Origin of the sequence: Nonomuraea sp. NPDC049129, from assembly GCF_040648495.1 — a bacterium.
Taxonomy (GTDB): domain Bacteria; phylum Actinomycetota; class Actinomycetes; order Streptosporangiales; family Streptosporangiaceae; genus Nonomuraea.
The window spans coordinates 179334-196801 of sequence record NZ_JBEZDU010000010.1 but is presented as its reverse complement, the minus strand read 5'-3'; the positions used below and the strand labels follow the sequence as shown (position 1 = coordinate 196801).

The 17468-nt window shown below is 69.6% G+C and carries 12 protein-coding genes; 6 read left to right on the top strand and 6 right to left on the bottom strand.

Going from position 1 to position 17468, the window contains the following annotated elements; genetic code table 11:
* Positions 1-130: 130 nt before the first annotated feature.
* Positions 131-775, top strand: a complete 645-nt coding sequence (locus AB0B64_RS30695; protein WP_357940117.1) for a response regulator transcription factor — start codon at positions 131-133, stop codon at positions 773-775.
* Here AB0B64_RS30695 and AB0B64_RS30690 read toward each other — a convergent pair.
* Together AB0B64_RS30690 and AB0B64_RS30685 are read right to left on the bottom strand one after the other, a co-directional pair.
* A complete protein-coding gene (locus AB0B64_RS30690; protein WP_357940115.1) occupies positions 760-2514 on the bottom strand; it encodes a sensor histidine kinase in 1755 nt (584 codons plus the stop codon). The genes AB0B64_RS30695 and AB0B64_RS30690 overlap by 16 nt on opposite strands.
* Before the next feature lie 126 nt (positions 2515-2640).
* Positions 2641-3732: a glycerophosphodiester phosphodiesterase gene (locus AB0B64_RS30685; protein ID WP_357940113.1), complete on the bottom strand. Its 1092-nt coding sequence runs from the start codon at positions 3730-3732 to the stop codon at positions 2641-2643.
* A 117-nt stretch (positions 3733-3849) separates the two neighbouring features.
* On the opposite strand from AB0B64_RS30685, the gene AB0B64_RS30680 reads away from it, so the two are divergent.
* The 4 genes from AB0B64_RS30680 to AB0B64_RS30665 all read left to right on the top strand — a co-directional run bounded on the left by AB0B64_RS30680 (position 3850) and on the right by AB0B64_RS30665 (position 10008).
* On the top strand, positions 3850-4494 hold the full coding sequence (locus tag AB0B64_RS30680) for an HAD family hydrolase (protein ID WP_358181503.1): 645 nt from the start codon (positions 3850-3852) through the stop codon (positions 4492-4494).
* Between the two features lie 51 nt (positions 4495-4545).
* The gene (locus AB0B64_RS30675) at positions 4546-6255 is read left to right on the top strand and encodes a hypothetical protein (protein WP_358181500.1); all 1710 of its coding nucleotides are present in this window, start codon (positions 4546-4548) and stop codon (positions 6253-6255) included.
* Between the two features lie 223 nt (positions 6256-6478).
* Positions 6479-7321 carry a hypothetical protein gene (locus AB0B64_RS30670; RefSeq protein WP_357940107.1) on the top strand — a complete coding sequence of 281 codons (843 nt, stop codon included), beginning with the start codon at positions 6479-6481 and terminating at the stop codon, positions 7319-7321.
* On the top strand, positions 7315-10008 hold the full coding sequence (locus AB0B64_RS30665) for a PQQ-binding-like beta-propeller repeat protein (RefSeq protein WP_358181497.1): 2694 nt from the start codon (positions 7315-7317) through the stop codon (positions 10006-10008). The genes AB0B64_RS30670 and AB0B64_RS30665 overlap by 7 nt, the downstream gene beginning before the upstream one ends.
* A gap of 419 nt (positions 10009-10427) precedes the next feature.
* Here AB0B64_RS30665 and AB0B64_RS30660 read toward each other — a convergent pair whose 3' ends face one another.
* Positions 10428-11072, bottom strand: a complete 645-nt coding sequence (locus AB0B64_RS30660) for a hypothetical protein (protein WP_358181494.1) — start codon at positions 11070-11072, stop codon at positions 10428-10430.
* 625 nt (positions 11073-11697) lie between these two features.
* Here AB0B64_RS30660 and AB0B64_RS30655 point away from each other — a divergent pair.
* Positions 11698-13608 (top strand): S8 family serine peptidase, encoded by a 1911-nt coding sequence (locus AB0B64_RS30655; RefSeq protein WP_357940101.1) that lies wholly within the window; start codon positions 11698-11700, stop codon positions 13606-13608.
* Between the two features lie 97 nt (positions 13609-13705).
* Here AB0B64_RS30655 and AB0B64_RS30650 read toward each other — a convergent pair whose 3' ends face one another.
* The 3 genes from AB0B64_RS30650 to AB0B64_RS30640 all read right to left on the bottom strand — a co-directional run bounded on the left by AB0B64_RS30650 (position 13706) and on the right by AB0B64_RS30640 (position 17433).
* Positions 13706-14965: a cyclopropane-fatty-acyl-phospholipid synthase family protein gene (locus AB0B64_RS30650; protein WP_357940099.1), complete on the bottom strand. Its 1260-nt coding sequence runs from the start codon at positions 14963-14965 to the stop codon at positions 13706-13708.
* Between the two features lie 4 nt (positions 14966-14969).
* Positions 14970-16319, bottom strand: a complete 1350-nt coding sequence (locus tag AB0B64_RS30645; RefSeq protein WP_357941460.1) for an FAD-binding oxidoreductase — start codon at positions 16317-16319, stop codon at positions 14970-14972.
* Positions 16320-16449: 130 nt separating this feature from the next.
* The gene (locus AB0B64_RS30640) at positions 16450-17433 is read right to left on the bottom strand and encodes an NAD(P)-dependent oxidoreductase (protein WP_358181491.1); all 984 of its coding nucleotides are present in this window, start codon (positions 17431-17433) and stop codon (positions 16450-16452) included.
* Positions 17434-17468 lie beyond the last annotated feature (35 nt).

Here is a 17468-nt window from a genome sequence, read left to right as displayed (position 1 = left end):
GGCTCGCCGGACGGACGCGGCATCGGCTTCCACCGGATCGCCTCCCGACCTCGGCCGGGAAGCAACGAGGCTACGCTGATGTCCGTTTTACTAAGGTAAACACAGAGAGTTGAAGACGCTGTCCCTCACTATGCGCGTCGTGCTGGCTGAGGACAGCGTGTTGTTCAGGCAAGGGCTGGCCAGGCTGCTCGGAGACTGCGGTGTCACGGTCTCCGCGGAGGTCGGCGACGCCGCGAGCCTGCTGACCTCGGTCCGGGCGGACCCGCCCGACGTGGTCGTCGTGGACGTACGGATGCCGCCCGGGTTCAACGCCGAGGGGCTGGAGGCGGCGCACCTCATCCGCAGGGAACATCCAGGGGTGGGCGTCCTGGTGCTGTCGAACCACATCGAGACGCGGCACGTGGTCGGCCTGCTGGGCGAGGACGCCCGGGGAGTGGGCTACCTGCTCAAGGACCGGGTCGCCGACGTCACCGAGCTGACCGACGCGCTCAAGCGGGTACGCGACGGGGCCACGGTGATCGATCCGGACGTCGTCCAGCGGCTCGTCGGCAGGCGACGCGGCGACGGCCCGGTCGCCCGGCTCAGCGGCCGGGAGCGGGAGGTGCTCGGGTTGATGGCCGAAGGCCGTTCCAACCAGGCGATCAGCCGCCGCCTGCACCTGAGCCCCAAGACGGTGGAAACGCACGTGCACAACATCTTCGTCCGGCTGGGCCTGACCGCGACGGAGGACGACCACCGTCGTGTCCTGGCCGTCCTGACCTATTTGCGCTCCTGACCGGCGAGCGGGATCTCGGCCGTCACGCGGGTGCCCTGGCCTGGTGGGCTGTGCACGTGCAGCAGGCCGTCGAGCGCGGCTACCCGGTCGGCGAGGCCGCGCAGGCCCGTACCTGACTCCGGCCGCGCGCCGCCCGTCCCGTCGTCCGTCACCTCCAGCAGCAGGACGCCATCACGCACGACGGCCCTGATCGACGCCTTGGACGCGTCCGCGTGCTTGGCAACGTTGGCGAGCGCCTCGGCGGCGACGAAGTAGGCGGCCTGCTCGGCGTCGGGCGGCAGCCGTCCGTCCGGCGCCTCCTCCACCACGGCGGGAACGGGCGAGCGCTCCGCGAGCGAGTGCAGCGCGGCGGCCAGCCCCGACTGGCTCAGGATGGCCGGATGGATGCCGCCCGCCAGCTCGCGTAGCTCGGCCAGCGCCGCCCGTACTCCCGTCACCGCCTCGTCGAGCAACTCCGCCACCTCGGCGTCGGCGTTGCGCAGCCGGGCGTGCCCGAGCAGCACCGCGAGGCCGGCGAGCCGCTGCTGGGCTCCGTCGTGCAGGTTGCGTTCGATGCGGCTGCGTTCGGCGTCGCCGGCGGCCACGATGCGGGCCCTGGACGCCCGCACCTCCACGAGCTGGGCGGCCAGCTCGGCCCGCATGCGCTCGTTCTCCACGATCAGCCGGGTGATGGCCGCCACCGACCGCACCGGCTCCGGGTCGAGGTCCAGCGCCGGGTCGTACAGGAGCACGGCGGCCGGTTCCCCACCGACCTCCAGGTACGCGGCGGACCGCGTTCCCGGGACGGTCAACGGGTCGCCCGACACGCTGGCGGACCGCGTTCCCGGGACGGTCAGCGGATCGCCCGCCGCGTCGACGTACCCGTCGCCGGTCCAGTACCCGAGGCGCAGCGTCGGGTCGCGCAGCACGCTCGCGAGCGTCTTCTCCAATGCGCCGGGCGACAGGTCCAGCCCGGTCGCCAGCCGCGCCACCGCCGCCTGGTCGAGCCGGGCGCGCATGAGTCCCGCGAGCACCCCCAGCGGCCAGGTCGCCAGCGTGAGCAATTGCACCCCGTGCAGGACCGCCTGGAGAAGGGAGTTGGTGGCGTCCGGCCAGATGTAGACGGCCTGCCGGGTCCAGGTGGTGAGCAGCATCAGCCCGCCCGCCAGCGCGACCGGAGCGAACGTGTGGCGGCGCGGCGCGGGCAGCCGGACCAGCCAGCGCCAGCCGAGCATCGCCGTCATCCCCAGCCCGAAGAGCCACAGGAAGACGGCCACGGCCGCGATCAGCGGCCGCGAGACGTCCTCGCCGCCGGGCAGCAGCGGCAGGCAGGTGCAGCTGCCGTCGCCGAGCCGGCCGAACCGCAGCCAGACCGCCAGCGCCTGCGCCATGCCGAGGTACAGGACCAGGACCGTGGCCCGCTGCCTGCGCCCGACGGCCCTGCCTTCGGGCATGATCAGCACGACGTGCGCGAGCAGTGTCAGGGCCAGCCACCCGATCACGTTCCCGGTCAGCAGGGCCCAGCGTTCCGGAAGGTAGTTCACGCCCGACAGCAGCAGGCAGAGCCCCACCGCGGCCATCAGCCCGCCCGTACCGCCCATGGGCCGCCTGGCCCTGACGAAGAGGCCCGAGACGACGAATGACCAGCCGCCCGCGAGGCCCACGGCGAGCAGGGGCAGCTGGGTGAGGGGCGGCGTCGCGGCGTGGCTGAGCCCCCAGACGAGGTCTCCCGCCGTCGCCACGAGGGCGACGGCGAGCACGGCGATTCTGAAGATCCGCCCACTCTAACGAGCGGGCCCGCCGACCGACGTCACGGCGGCCCGCCCACGTCCATCACCCGCTCCGGCGGAGCGAGCGGCCCGCCCACGTCGATCAGTCGATCCGGGCTAGCTTGTCCGCTGAGCCACCACGGCCCGGCCCATGGCCGGGTCGTCGCAGAACGCGCCGTCCACGCCCAGGTCGAGCAGCCTGTTCAGCCAGCCCATCACGTCTCCGGTGGCGCGCGGGAAGGCGGGGCTGGCCGGGTTGCCCAGCCGGTAGTCGAGGGGGAGCTGGGAGTTCTCGTTGCGGACGGTCCAGACATGCACGTCCAGTCGCCTGCGGTGGGCGTCCTGGACGAGTGTGGTGGGCTCCGTCAGCTTGCCGTCCGCTCCCACGGGCACGACGCGGCGGGTGTCCACGCCGATCCCGTTCGCGTACGAGGCCACCTCACGCAGCCCTTCCGGCTTCACCATGTCGTCATAAGTACGCTGATCTCCGGCGGCGACCCAGTCGTACGGCGCCCCGCCGAACGTGATCAGCTGGATCAGCGGCAGCCTGGTCTTCTTGCGCAGCTCCCGCAGGTTCGCGGTCTCGAACGACTGGATGTACACCTTGCGCATGTGGTTGCTGTTGAGCGTCTCCAGCAGCGGCTCCTCCAGCGACAGGCCGATGGAGTCGAAGTACGTCGGATGCTTGGTCTCGGGATAGACGCCCACGCCGTGGCGCTGCGCCAGCCGCACGACCTCCTCGAACGTCGGGATCTCCGCCACCCCGTCGAAGGCCGTGTTGTCGGGCCGCAGGTCGGGCACGCGTTCCTTGGCCCGTAGCGTCTTCAGCTCGGCCAGCGTGAAGTCCTCGGTGAACCACCCGGTGATCGGCCGCCCGTCGACCGTCTTGGTGGCGCGCCGGTCGGCGAACTCCGGATGCGCGGCCACGTCGGTGGTGCCGGTGATGTCGTTCTCGTGCCTGGCCACCAGGATGTGGTCCTTGGTGGAGACCAGGTCGGGCTCGATGTAGTCGGCGCCCATGGCGATGGCCGCCTCGTACGAGAGCAGCGTGTGCTCGGGCCGGTGGGCGCTGGCGCCCCGGTGCCCGATGACGACGGGGGCCTGGGCGCGGCGCTCGGCCGTGGCGGTGTTGGGCTGGAGCAGCACGACCGCGACCGTACCACCGGTCAGGACGGCCAGAGCGCTCGCGAATAATCTGCGCGTCAGCATGCCGCGTACGTTAGACCGGCAAAGTGGCCGGTGAGTGACCACCGGGCGCACAACCGTTGATCACCTGTTGCGCGGAAGGCCGCCGCGCGTCATCGAACACCTGTATGGTCCTGAGGCGTGCTGGCACTCTTCGACCTCGACAACACCCTGATCGACCGCCTGGCCGCCTTCAAGCGCTGGGCCGCCGAGTTCGCCGCCGACAGGGGACTGGGCGCGCAGGATGTGGCGTGGATGATCGAGCTGGACGCTGACGGCTCCATCCCGATGAGCACGTTCTTCACCCACGTCCGCGAGCGGTTCGGGCTCGCCGAGTCGGCCGAGTCGCTGTGGCAGGGCTACCGTGACCGCCTGCCGCACCTCGTCACCTGCCGCCCGGCCGTACTCGAGTCCCTCGATCGCCTGCGCATGTCCGGCTGGCGGGTCGGCATCGTGACCAACGGCATGGCCGACAACCAGTCCGGCAAGATCCACCACAGCGGCCTGGTGGACCGGGTGGACGGCTGGGCCATCTCCGACGCCGAGGGCTTCAGCAAGCCGGACCGCGAGCTGTTCGAGATCGCCGCCCGCCGGTGCGACACCACGCTCGCGGACGGGGACTGGATGATCGGGGACGACGTGGAGAAGGACGTGGCGGGCGGACGCGGCGCGGGCCTGCACACGATCTGGATCGACCGCGGCCTGTCCCCGGGGTTATCCCCGGGGGCGGACCACAAGGTGACCGACGTACTGGAAGCGATCGCCCTGCTCGATGTCGACTATTAGCGGCTCTTCACGCCGGGACCCCGTTCCCCACGAACAACGGGAGCGATAGGTATGCGGCGATGGGTCCTCCGGCTGAGCGCGGCGCTCCTGATCCTGCTCGCCGCGGCCGCCGTCACGCCGCCGCTCACCGGGCTCGGCCGACCGAGCGAGGCGGAGGTGCGAGACCGGCTCGCCATGGGCGAAGCTCCCGCCGTCGCCGCCGGCCACCGCACCGGCATCGCCGCCCTCCTGCCCTTCGACGACGCCGCGCTGCTGCTGATCGGCGCCGCCCTCGCCGCGGCCGCGATACTGCTGCTCCTGGTCGGCCGCCGTCAGGGGATCGGCCCGCGAGAAGTCCTCCCGGTGCGGTGGCGACTGTCGCTGACACTGTGGAGCGTCGCCTTCGCGCTGGTGAGCATCCCGTACGCGAGCTCCCTGTTCTCTTCGACCACGACCGAGTACGACTTGTTCGCGATGTGGGGGAGCTGTCCCGGCTTCGAGGTCTACCTATCGGCCAGCTTCCTGCTGTCCCCCTTGCACCTCGTGCCGCAACCCGCGGTGGTGGCGGTGGGCTTCGGAGTGTGGGCGCTGCTGGTGCGCAAGGGCTACCGGCGGTGGGGCCGCGCGGTCGGCTGGGCCACAGTGATCCCCTTGGGGTTGTTCGGGGCGCTGGCCTTCTTGATGGCCGGATTCGACGCGGTCGCCGGTGAGGGATGCGCGCGAACCTGGGGTCAGATGTACGAGCCCGCCTCGTGGGCCTGGCAGCTCTACGATGTCGTCACCGCCGTTCTGATCATCGTGGCGGTACGCGTACGCCGCGTGCGATGGCCGTACCGGAGTCCGGACGTCCGCGTCGCCGTCACGCTCGCCGTCGTCCTGCTGCTGGTCACCGTGCCGCGCATGGACGCACCGATCGGGAAGATCACAGCGGCGAGCTCCTCGGCCTGCGAACCGTGGCAAACCGCCCGCTACGTCCCCGTGCGACCGTCCGCCGGGCAGCGCGAGCTCGCCTTCGTCTGCCTCGTCAGACAGGACGGTGAGCTGCCGGGGCAGTTCGCCGGTGTGCCCGATGATCGAGTGGTCGCGATCGGCCGGCGGCTGTGCGAGGCGGTCCTGCGCGGCGGCGCACCGAACCGGCTGGCCGAGGAGGGGCCGCTGGGGCCGTACCTGCGGAATTATGAGACGGTCGAGGCGCTCGCGTACTTGTGCCCGGAAGTCGAGCAGCGCCAGGACCTGCAGGCCGAGCAGCAACAGGACGCCGATGTGGCCTTCAAGGAGAAGGCCCGCGCGCGCTGCGCCGAGGTGCCGGGACACCGGCCGTCGATCCGCGCGTCCCGGACCTACCGGGCCACGCTGTGGTCAGAGGCCGGCAGCATCAACGCGTACGAGGACGACCCGGACGACGACTTCCCCGCGCTCGACAACGCCTTCACCAACGGGCTGGTGGGGAGCGCGCCCGGGCAGCTCAGCATCCTGACCGCCGACGAGGCCATGCACGTGTGCGTCACCGGGGAGGCCTACCGCAGGCGGCCCCCCGTCGAGCTCAAGGGCTGGGAGAAGGTGGTGGAGGTGGGGTACCGCAGCGGCAACGGCGCCCTCACCTTCACCGGTGATGACGGGGTCGGCCTGAAGAACCTGGCGATCAACGGCCCGGGCCGCTACCGGGTTCGGGTGCACATGCGCGGCGCGAAGGCCGCGCTGAAGAGGGATGAGGATGCCCGGCAGGAGTTCCTCATCATGGTCTATCCGGGGAAGTCCGAGCGGCCCGCGCTACTGAAGTGACCTGGTTCGGCGATAGGCCATTACCCCAACACTTCGCGACACCCACTTCCGAAGACCAACGAACGGCGCGGTCAGAGCGATTGGTCACTCGAAGATGATCGACGATCTGCAGGACACGCCGGACACGCTCGCCGACAGTCGTGAATAGCCGCAATCCGCTCCTGCGCGCTCGAGCTCGTGCCTACTCTGGTCTCGACGATCGGTCGTGGAGGGACGCGTCCCCATGGGCAGAGCGCGCCGGAACAAGCGCACATCGGTCGGCCGCGACGTCGCGGCACAGCAGCAGGGAGGCGAGGCGTCTGATCCTGCCCGGTCGAAAGGGCTGCTTGCGTGGCTGGCGGGGATCGCCAGCGCCGTGGTTTTGGCCGCGTTCGGCGTCGTGTTCACCGAGTGGTACAACGCGCACGGCTCCGACACGGTCGAGCAGGTACGCGGCACCGCCCCGATCACCGTCGGTCAGGTGGCCGTCGACTATTCCGAGCGCGACACCGTCCTGCGCGAACCGGTGACCGACCCCGAGGACCGGGCGGTCATGCTCGCCGCCCACGCGGACAAGCAGCGTGAGACGATGCTGGCGCGCCACCGGATGGCCCCGATCGGCGGCATGAACGTCACAGTCGCGCTGACCGGCAACCGCAGCAGCCTGCGCATCGTGAACATCGAGCCGCAGGTCCTCACCCGCATGCCGGTGTCGGAGGGCGCCCGCCTGATCGTCATCAAGGGCGGCGAGGCGGGCACCGTCGAGATGGCCGCCGACCTCGACCGTCCCACGCCCCGGTTCACGAGCGGCGGCGAAACCCCGTACTTCCGGAAGAAGCAGATCGACCTCAAACGGGACGAGCCGGTCACGCTCAGCCTGAGCTTCTCCGGCAAGAAGGCGTACTACGAGTTCGATCTCCGGGTCACGGTGCTCGCGGACGGCCGTACGGAAGAGGTCGTGATCAAAGGGCCGGACGGAGGGCCGTTCCGGTTGAGCGGCGAGGCCGCCCGCTACCGGACCTACTACCGGCAGGCGCCGCAGGGAGGCTGGCAGCCGGTCTCCTGTCAGGGGCGCCGGACGTGCTGATCACCCGTTGCGTCAAGGCCCTGACGGCGCTCTCGGTGGCCGCCGCGCTCGCGGTCGCCGACGACGGGCGGCCTGCGCCGGAACTCATCGGGTGGAAGGCTGCCTGGTCGGTCCCCGCCGGGGAGGATGCCCTGCAGTCCCGCCTGTCCGGCGACAACCTGCTCTTGGAGACGCCAGGGACGGTGACCGTGCGCGACGCCGATACCGGCGCGATCCGGCGTACCGTCTCCACCGCGGTCACGAACCCTACCGTCCTCTCCACCGAGGCCGGGATCCTCTTCTTCACCGATTCGACGAAGGGAGTGACCAACTGGGTCGTGCACGCGTACGATCTCGCCTCCGGCAGCGTCTTGTGGCGGCACGCGGTACCCGCGTCGGAGAACGGCGACCTCCCGCAGATCCAGGTGGTAGGGCGCGCAGCCGTCCTCTACCAGCGGAGATCCGGGCTGCTCTCGCTCGACGCCCGAACCGGCGGCGTCCAGGCACGCGCCGGCGACCTGCCGGACCGCGACGGGGTGATCACCGGCACCTCCCGGTCCGTGATGCTCCTGACCCGCTGCAAGAACGGCGGCGTCCAGCTCGCCTCCTACGACCCGCGCACGCTGCGCCGGAACTGGACGCGTCCGGTCACCACCCGGCACACCGCCGCAGACGACGGCGCGCGGCTCGGCTACGAGCAGCCGCCGGAGGGCTTCGTCGTCGCGGACGACGGCGCGTGGATCGGGTACGAGCAGGCGCCGGAGGGCTTCGTCGTCGCGGATGTACACGACGAGCGGTTCCTCTTCGCCGAGGACGGCACGCCGCGGCCTATCTCTGACCTGCCCATCTCTCACGGGCTCGGCGGCAACGGCCGCTGGAGCATGCCGTTGGAGGTCGGCCGTCATCCCGACGTCGAGGACTCCGCCGGATTCGACTCGAACAACGCGTGGCCGCTGCCCGGCTTCCTCATCTCGCGCGACCGCGATACCGGCCGTCTCGGCGCATTCCCCCTGGACAGGCCGCTCCCCCACTACATCACTCTCCTGGGGTCGACCTCGCACCTGGCCCTCATCCACAGTGACGCCCATGTCACCGCCTTCCGTCCCGTCTACGGACGTCCCACTGGGCCCGTCGCGCTCGGCGGCGTCCCGCCGGGCGACTGGCCGGACGCGTGCTCCTTGCTCACTCCGCGCGACGTCGCCCCCGGCGCCCGCTTCCTCCCCGGCCGCAGGTCGCTGGGCCGCCTCACGCTGCCCAAGCCCGTGACCTGCGACTGGGTGCCGCCCGAGGACGACCGCGGAGTCGTCTCGCTCTCCGTGAGCTGGGTGTCCCCGGACGCCGGCGCCCTCTTCGCCGCCGCGGCCGGGCAGATCAAGGGGCACGAGAGCTTCGACTACGACCCCACGATCGAGGGCGAGGGCATCTTCTCCTACACGGCCCACGGCCCCCGCGGGACCTTCGGCGCGACGCTCGTCAACGTGGGCCCGGTCATCGTCCATCTGACGTCGCCATCCAGGCTGGTCCAACGCCTGGCCGCGGCCCGGGTGCGCGACAACCTGATGGCCCGCTACCGGCCAGGGGAGCGCGTCCGTCCTCCGGCGCGGACGGGCGGCTGGACCCACCTCGCCGACGAGGGCGTCCGCGCCGACCCGGTGGTGGACGGCGATGTCGTCTACGCCGGCGCCGACGACGGGCTGTACGCCCTGGACGCCGCCACCGGCCGTATGCGCTGGAGGTCAGGACCGGCCGCGCCCATGCTGGTGGACGGCCTACTCTACGGCGCGAGGAGCGACGGGGTGGCGGCCGTCGACGCCGCCACCGGCCGGATGCGATGGAACCGCCAGTTTGACGCCAGTGACATCGTGATCCAGGCCGGCGGCGTGTACGCGGGCGTCGGCTTCACCCACGTCATCGCGCTGGACGCCGCCACCGGCAAGCAGCGGTGGCGATTCCGCGTCCCCGGCTCCCTGGGCAACGTGGCCGTGGCCGCCGGCACCGTCTACGTGAGCAGCCAGGAAGGTCGCGTGGGCAGCGAGCAAGGCCTGCTGTCCGCCCTCGACGCCAAGACGGGCGCCCTTCGCTGGCGCTCCCGTCTGGGCGCCGCCAACTCCATCCCGGCCGGTTACCTCACCGCGACCAAGGAGGCCGTCTTCGCGGTCACCGGCGCGAGGGTGGTCGCGCTCGACCCCGCCACGGGGAAGGCGCGATGGCGCGCCGGCTTCGGCGACCTCGTCCGGTACGACCCCATCATGATCGGCGGCACCGTCTACCTCGGCGACCTCGCCGGACGCACGTACGCGTTGGACACCGCCTCCGGCCAGGAGCGATGGAGGCTTACCACCGCAGGCGACAGCGGCCTCTGGAGCGTGACCGAGTCACGAGGGACGGTCTACATCGGCGGCCAGGACCTGCACGCCCTCGACCCCGAAACCGGGCAAGAACGGTGGCGCAGGCCGCTCACCGCCAAGGTGTCGGTCCACGGGGACACTGTCTTCGCCCGAGACGAGGGTGGCATGCTGCACGCGCTGGACGCGGCCACCGGCGCGCCCCGCTGGCGCTTCCAGACCGGCGGCCATTTCCAGACGCTGCCGGTCGTGGCCGACGGTCTTGTCTACGTCGGCAGCTCGAACGGCAACCTGTACGCGCTGCGCGCCACGGACGGACTCCCCGGGCCGAATCCGGCCGAGCTTGACCGGCGCCCCGGGTGAGTACGGGTCGTTCGGTGCGAATCGCCGGTGAGCCGGCCACCCGGCTCGCGCTGCTGGAAACCCTGTCCGCGGCTGGCCGCCTGTGCCAGGCCTGTGGCTTTCGCGTGCATCGTCCGGGCGGCGGCGCGGCGCCGTCCTCCACACGCCGAAAACGCGTACGCGCTGCCTGCCGGGATCAACTCCCGGCAGGCGTCCCACACATCCGGCTCCATCGGCCGCTCGGGACGATGCCCCATCATGCCGCCGGCCTGACCCCCGACCTACATGATCGGAGCCCTGACCAACAACATCATCAGAACACTCCTGGCTGCCGGGTCGCGACGTCGGTCGGGTCGCCCGCTACGTCCCCGTGTGACCGTCCGCCGGGAAGCGCGAGATCGCCGTCATCTGCGTCGTCAGGCATCGTGTGCGCACGCGCGTCACTCGTTCTGGGCGTCCCGGAGCTTCGGCACCGCCAGCCTCGCCGCCCGCTTGCTCAGACCGGGCTCGAACGCTCCGAAGAACCCGTCGCTCACCAGCAGCGTGACGGCGTTCTTGACTCTGATGAGCACGACATCCGCCGCCTGAAGCTCGGCGTTCCTCGTCGCCATCGTCTCCTTGTACCTGATCCCGTACACCCAGTTCCCGACCGTACCGACGGAGAGCTTGGTGATGGCCGACTTGGCGCGCTTGGTCTTCGTCTTGGTGCCGACGCAGTCCCGGACCATGACCTTGCCCACCGTCTGCCAGGCGGCCATCTTGGCCGAGGTGCCGCTGACGGCGAACTGCTTGACGCCCGACGGCAGGCCCTCCTTGTCGATGTAGACGGCTGCCGGGCTGCTGAGGAGGGGCTTCAGCGCCCTCATCGCTCGTACGCACTTCTTCGTGTGGGCCGAGTCGGCGTCCAACGCCTCGCGGATGTGCTTCGGGTTGGGGGCGTAAGCGTCGCCCAGGTCCTCGGGTGTGATGAGGGCTTCACTCAACTGGGCCGAGGTCAGGGGCTTGTCGGGGGCGGTGGCCAGCGCGGGGGTGGCGGAGGCCAGAAGGAGGGCGGCGGCAGTGCCACCTAAGATCACGGAGCGCATGGGATCGCATCCTAGTGAGGTGATCACCGGGGGTCCCAGGTGTTTCGTCACACGACCGTCTCGATCTCGGTGGCGGTCCGTGGTGGCTGGGGTCCCTCGGGAGATGCCCCCTCTGGGAACGCGCGCGGAAGAAGACGGTCCGTTGTGGCTGAGGTCCCTCCAGAGATGCCCCCTCTGGGAACGCGGACGAAGACGGTCCGTTGTGGCTGAGGTCCTTCAGAATGGACATCCCCTCCCAGGGACGCCGTAGAGACCGCCTTTCTTCATTACGCCACTATGGCCGATGAGCGCGCCTTCCGCGCGATTTACAGCGCGCATGTGAATTGTCCACCAAGGCGCCATATATTCGCCACAATTTCGCCATACGACTGCATCCACCTGCGCAGATGTGAGATTTCAGCATCTTGAGCGGCGATTTGAACATCTACCTAAGCCCCGGCCCTTGTTGAGTAGGTTTCGATCATTTACTGTCCAGGTGATCAATTCACTCACCTTGGAGTGGCGGATGAAAAAGTGGGTTTTATCCTGCATCATCATGGCGTTAGCGGCCACGACAGGCGTGAGCGTGCCGGCCCATGCCACGTCGGCGAATCTGATTGACCAGCCCCCGACGATAGAGCCCGGGTTGAGCGCGCGGCTGGCCGCCGGTGCCAAGATCAGGGTGAATGTGATCACCAAGAGCCGGACGGATCTGCCTGAGGCGTCGAGTGCCGGTCAGGTGCTGCAGACGATGTCCCGGTTCCCCATGGTCACCTTGCGCGTCGACGCGGCGGCGGTGGACCGGCTGGCCAAGCTGCCGAACGTGGTGAGCGTGTCGGAGGACAAGCCCGTACCACCGGTGCTCGCCGAGAGCATCCCGCTGATCGGCGCGGACAAGACTCGGGCGGCCGGGTTGACCGGCGCGGGCAGCGTGGTGGCCGTGCTGGACACCGGCGTCGCCGTCAAGCACCCCTTCCTGGGCGGACGGGTGATCGAGCAGGCCTGCTTCTCCCCCATCGACGCCGACTACGGCGCCACCAGCCTGTGCCCGAACGGCACCGCCACGCAGACGGGAGCCGGCTCGGCCGACTCCGAGAGCGGGCCGTGCGCCGACGCGGCCCTCGACTGTGATCACGGCACGCACGTGGCCGGGATCGCGGTCGGCGACGGCACGAACGTGGCCGGCGCCCCGCCGGCCGGGGTCGCCCCTGGGGCCAAACTCGTCGCCATCCAGGTGTTCAGCAAGTTCACCACCGACGACTTCTGCGGGGTGGGCGCCGCGCCGTGCGTGCTGAGCTTCACCAGCGCCCAGGTGGCGGGACTGGAGAAGGTCCTGCAGCTGAAGGAGGCCGGTACGGCGCTGGTGGCCGCCAACCTGAGCCTGGGCGGCGGCCAGTACACCTCCGCGTGTGACACCGACCCGCGCAAGCCGGCCATCGACGCGCTCCTGGCGGCCGGGGTGGCCACGGTGGTCGCGGCCGGGAACAACGGCTACGGCGACGCGGTCAGCGCGCCCGCCTGTGTGCCCTCGGCCATCACGGTCGGCAGCACCACCGACACGGACGAGGTGTCCGCCTTCAGCAACCGCGGTCCGCTGCTGGACCTGTTCGCCCCCGGCACGTCGATCGTCTCCTCGGTGCCCGGCAACACCTTTGGGTCGCTGAGTGGTACGTCGATGGCCGCTCCGCACGTGGCCGGCGCGCTGGCCGTGCTCCGCCAGGCCTTCCCCCAGGCGAGCATCGGGCAGCTGGAAGCGGCCATGGAGAGCACGGGCAAGCCCATCGCCTATACCAGCGCCACCACGCCCCGCCTCCGGCTGGACAGCGCGGCCCTCCCGCCGACCCAGCCCACCGACGGCGCCCTCTGGCCGATGTACTTCTCCAACTTCAACGACTACGCCATCCCCGACCCGGGCAGTGTGGACTCGCCGATCGTGGTGAGCGACCTCCTCGGCAAGACCCCGTCCCAGGTGCACGTCTACGTCTCCATCCAGCACCCTTGGGTGGGTGATCTGAAGCTCTCCCTGATCAGCCCAGACGGAAAGGCATATGTGCTGAGGTCGCCGTCCTCGGACGGCAGCGATTTCATCGACGAGACGTACGACGTGGACATCAGCGCCGTGACGAAGCAGAACGGGACCTGGAAGCTGCGTGCCGCGGACGGCTGGTCACCCCATGCCGGCATCATCGATGCCTGGTCGATGGACTTCCCCTACTTCGAGAACTGGACCGAATACGCCATCCCGGACAAGGGCCGCCTCGTCAAATCGCCCATCACGGTCACGGGCTGGCTCCCGGGTAACGCACCCCAGAAGATGACGGTCTCCGTGGACATCAGTCATCCCTGGAGAGGCGACCTGAAGATCGATCTGATCGGCCCGACCGGCATCGTTTATCCGCTTCGCGCGGCGAACTCCAAAGACGACGCCGACCAGATCGAGGAGACCTATCCGGTGGATGGAAGATCCTCACCGGCCAACGGGACGTGGACGTTACGCGTCGAAGACGTCACAACCGGCGACACCGGCTACATCAACGGGTGGATGCTGAGGTTCTGAACCGTCGGCACCGGGTGTGAGGGGCCGGTGAGCCCCTCACACCTCAAGCCTTAAAATCGATAAGCCTTAAAATCGATAAGCCTCAAGTCGATAAACCTCAAGGCCAGTCGATCGACGGACGAAGCGGGACGCCGGAGTGTCCCTCCGAGTCCAGCTTGACCCCCAGCACCTGGTGCAGCTGCACCTTGTTGCGTTCGAAGCCCACGATGCAGCCCGCCATGTACAGGGCCCAGACGCGGGCGGTCCCCATGCCCACCTCCTGCACCGCGTCGGCCCAGTTGGCGTCGAGGTTGGCGCACCAGTGCCGGAGGGTCTCGGCGTAGTGCTCGCGCAGGTTCTCCTCGTGGCGGATCTCGAAGCCGAGGTCCTCCATCTGCCTGACCAGGTAACCGACCGACTCCAGCTCGCCGTCGGGGAAGACGTAGCGGTTGATGAAGCCGCCCTTGTTGAACGTCTTCTCGGTGCCGGTCGGCCGGGTGATGCAGTGGTTGAGCAGGCGGCCGCCCGGCTTGAGCTTGCTGTAGAGGAAGGCGAAGTAGGACGGCAGGTTGCGCTTGCCGATGTGCTCCGTGAGACCGATGGAGCTGACCGCGTCGAATTCCGACTCGACGACGTCGCGGTAGTCCATGAAGCGGACCTCCGCCAGGTCCTCGAGGCCGGCCTCGACGATGGCCTTCTGGGCCCATTCGGCCTGCTGCTTGCTGAGGGTGACGCCCAGGGCCTTGACGCCGTAGTGCTTGGCGGCGTGCATGACCATGCCGCCCCAGCCGCAGCCGACGTCGAGCAGCCGCATGCCGGGCTTGAGGCCGAGCTTGCGGGCCACCAGGTCGAACTTGGCGTATTGCGCTTCCTCCAGCGACGACTCCTTGGTGGGGAAGACGGCGCAGGTGTAGGCCATGGACGGGCCCAGGACCCACTCGTAGAAGCGGTTGGAGACGTCGTAGTGGTGGTGGATCGCCTCGGCGTCACGCTGCTTGGCGTGCCGGGAGCCGAGCTTGGCCAGCGTGCTCTGGCGGATCTCCTGCGGCGGCGCCGGGACGCGCATCATCAACGGCTTCAGGCCCAGCGATCGGACGGCCGCCACCTTCTCGGCGGTCGTCAGGTCGTTGGTGGTGATGTTCCACATGCGGTCGAGCAGTGTGTACATGTCGCCGTGGACGTCGATGTGGCCGGAGATGTACGCCCGGGCCAGGCCGAGCTCTCCGGGTGCCTGCGCGAGGTAGGCGACCGCTATCGGGGACTTCACCTCCAGGGCGAGGTCCGCGCCGTCCGGCCCCGCCTTGCTGCCGTCGTAGGCCATGAACGCGATGTTGGCCTGCGGGCCAACGATCTTCTCAAAGATGGATGCGAGAGCCATCTGCTCACCTTCCCCGTACACACTTGTCGTACAGGTCAAGCATTCGGCCGTTCGGGTCGTATTCCTGCTTGACCGGCCAGTAAGCATCGCCGTTGTACAGCTGCCAGAACTGCTCACGGGCGTAGAAAGAAGTCGAGTAAAGCGACTTGTGCCCGTCGAGCTCGTGCACAGAGTTCTCGATGAGACGGTTGTAATAACCGTCGAACTGCCCCCGTGGCAGTGGCACCATTCCCCAGAAGCCGAAGTTCACGTACAGCTTGCCGGGCTCCAGGGGGTAGAGCGGCCAGCGGGAGGAGGCCCGCAGCGGGCACATCCACACCGGCGTCATGCCGACCTTGTCGTGAAAGAACTCCAGGAACTCCGCGCCCCGCTCGACCGGGGTCTCGACGTCCTGGATGACCGATTCCTGGACGGGCTGGTCGCGCCATCTGTCGACCCGCGCGACCACCCCGTATTTCCGGTCGAGCGCGACCAGCCGCCGGTAGACGTCGGAGCGCATCCAGCGGCGCGGCATCAGCGAGCGGACCACCGGCTGCTGCACGCCGAAGGCACGCGAGCACCAGAACCAGTCGGTGTCCCAGCGCCACAGGTAGTCGCGGATGCTCAGCCAGTCGCGGTTGCGCTGCCTGATGGACTGGTAGTAGATCCGCATGCCGGTGTAGTCGGAGGTGTAGGGCGCACGCTCGGCGAAGCGGCCGACCGTGAGATACATCTCCCCCGGCTCGAAGAAGACACCGTCGATGAAGTCGACGGGCTCCCCGTCATGCTCCATGCTGTCGCAGATCTCCTGCATGGCCAGCATGCACTTGTCGGCGTCGGTGAACTTGACGTGCGTCAGCTTGACGTAGGGCTGGACCTTCCTGAGCTTGATCCTGATGCGCAGGGCGTAGCCGAGCGTGCCGTAGGAGTTGGGGAAGGCCCGGAACAGGTCGCGGTGCTCGTTGTCGTCGCGGGCGACGACGATGCGGCCGTCGCCGGTCAGGATCTCGAGCTCCTCGACCGACTCGTGCGGCAGCCCGTCTCTGAAGCTGGTCGACTCGATCCCGAGCCCCGTCACCGCGCCGCCCAGCGTGATCGTCTTGAGCTGGGGCACCACATAGGGCATGAGCCCGTGCGGCAGCGTGGCGTCGACCAGGTGCTCGTAGGTCGTCATGCCCTGGACCTCGGCCGTCATCGTCACCGGGTCGACACTGATGACCTCGTCGAGCTCCCTGGCGGAGAGCTTGGCGGTCTTGCCCGAGTCGCGGAATCTGAAGAGGTTGGACGTGGCCTTGGACAGCCGGGGCGAAGCGTCCCCCGGGATCTCCGCGTACGACTGCCTGATGTGCTCTACTGCCCGTCGGTGTGTCGACATCGTTGTCGTCACGGAAGCACCCCCTTGAGCCGGTAGAGATCGTCCGTAAGAAGGTATCTCCCTGGACTGACATCGACCAGACCGGGGTCGTTAAAGACTCGAAAACTGTTTATCGTGCCCGGTCGAATGCCTACGCGGTGGGCGAACCCGGAAACTTCCGGCAGATGATCGGCGAGACCCCGTTGATCACGTTGGCCACCTCGTGGCCGTCCAGCGCGGCCGTGAGGTTGGCCATCGTGGCCGTGAGCAGGCGTCCGGTGGACTCCGGCGTCACTCCGGCGACGTGCGGCGACAGCAGCACGCCGTCGATCTCGCGCAGCGGGTCGCCGTCGGGCAGGGGCTCGATGTCGAACACGTCGAGCGCGGCGCCGCCGAGATGCCCGTCGGTGAGCGCGCCGGCCAGCGCCGCCTGGTCGACGACCCCGCCCCTGGCCGCGTTGACCAGTAACGCGCCCTGCTTCAGCCGCCTGGGGTCGATCAGGCCACGAGTCTCGTCGGACAGCGCGATCACCACGACGACCACGTCGGAGTCGGACAGCAGCGGTGCCAGCTCCTGGTAGCCCGGCTCGGCGCGAGGCGTGCGGGTCCAGTAGGACACCTGGCAGCCGAACGCCCGGAACAGCCGGGCGCAGGCCGCGCCGATCGGACCGTAGCCGACGATGCCCACCTGCCGGCCGTGCAGCTCGCGGGGCTGCAGCCCCTGCTGCGGCCAGTGGCCCGCGCGGACGGCGGCGTCGGCCTCGGCGAGCTTGCGCGACAGCGACAGGGCGGCGGCCAGGCACCACTCGGACACCGCGACGGCGCTGACGCCCGCCGTGTTGGCCAGCGGCACGCCCGCGGCGGCCAGCGCGGTTAGGTCGTGGCCGTCGACGCCGACCGAGGGCTGCTGGACGAAGGCCAGCCGGGGCGCGGCGGCCACCGCCTCGGCGTCGAGCGCCAGCAGCGCCGTCCAGTCGCCGAGCACGATCTCCGCCTCGGCCAGCGAGGCGAGGAGCGCGGCGCGGTCGCGGGCCGGTGGCACCCGCACGGCCACCCGGTCGCCGAGCGGCGCGAGCAACTGCCGCAGCACCTCCTCGGGGAGCGGCGCCAGCGCGAGCAGATTCCAAGGCGTCATGCCACACCACCGGCACTCTGATTCCGGGGCGTCAT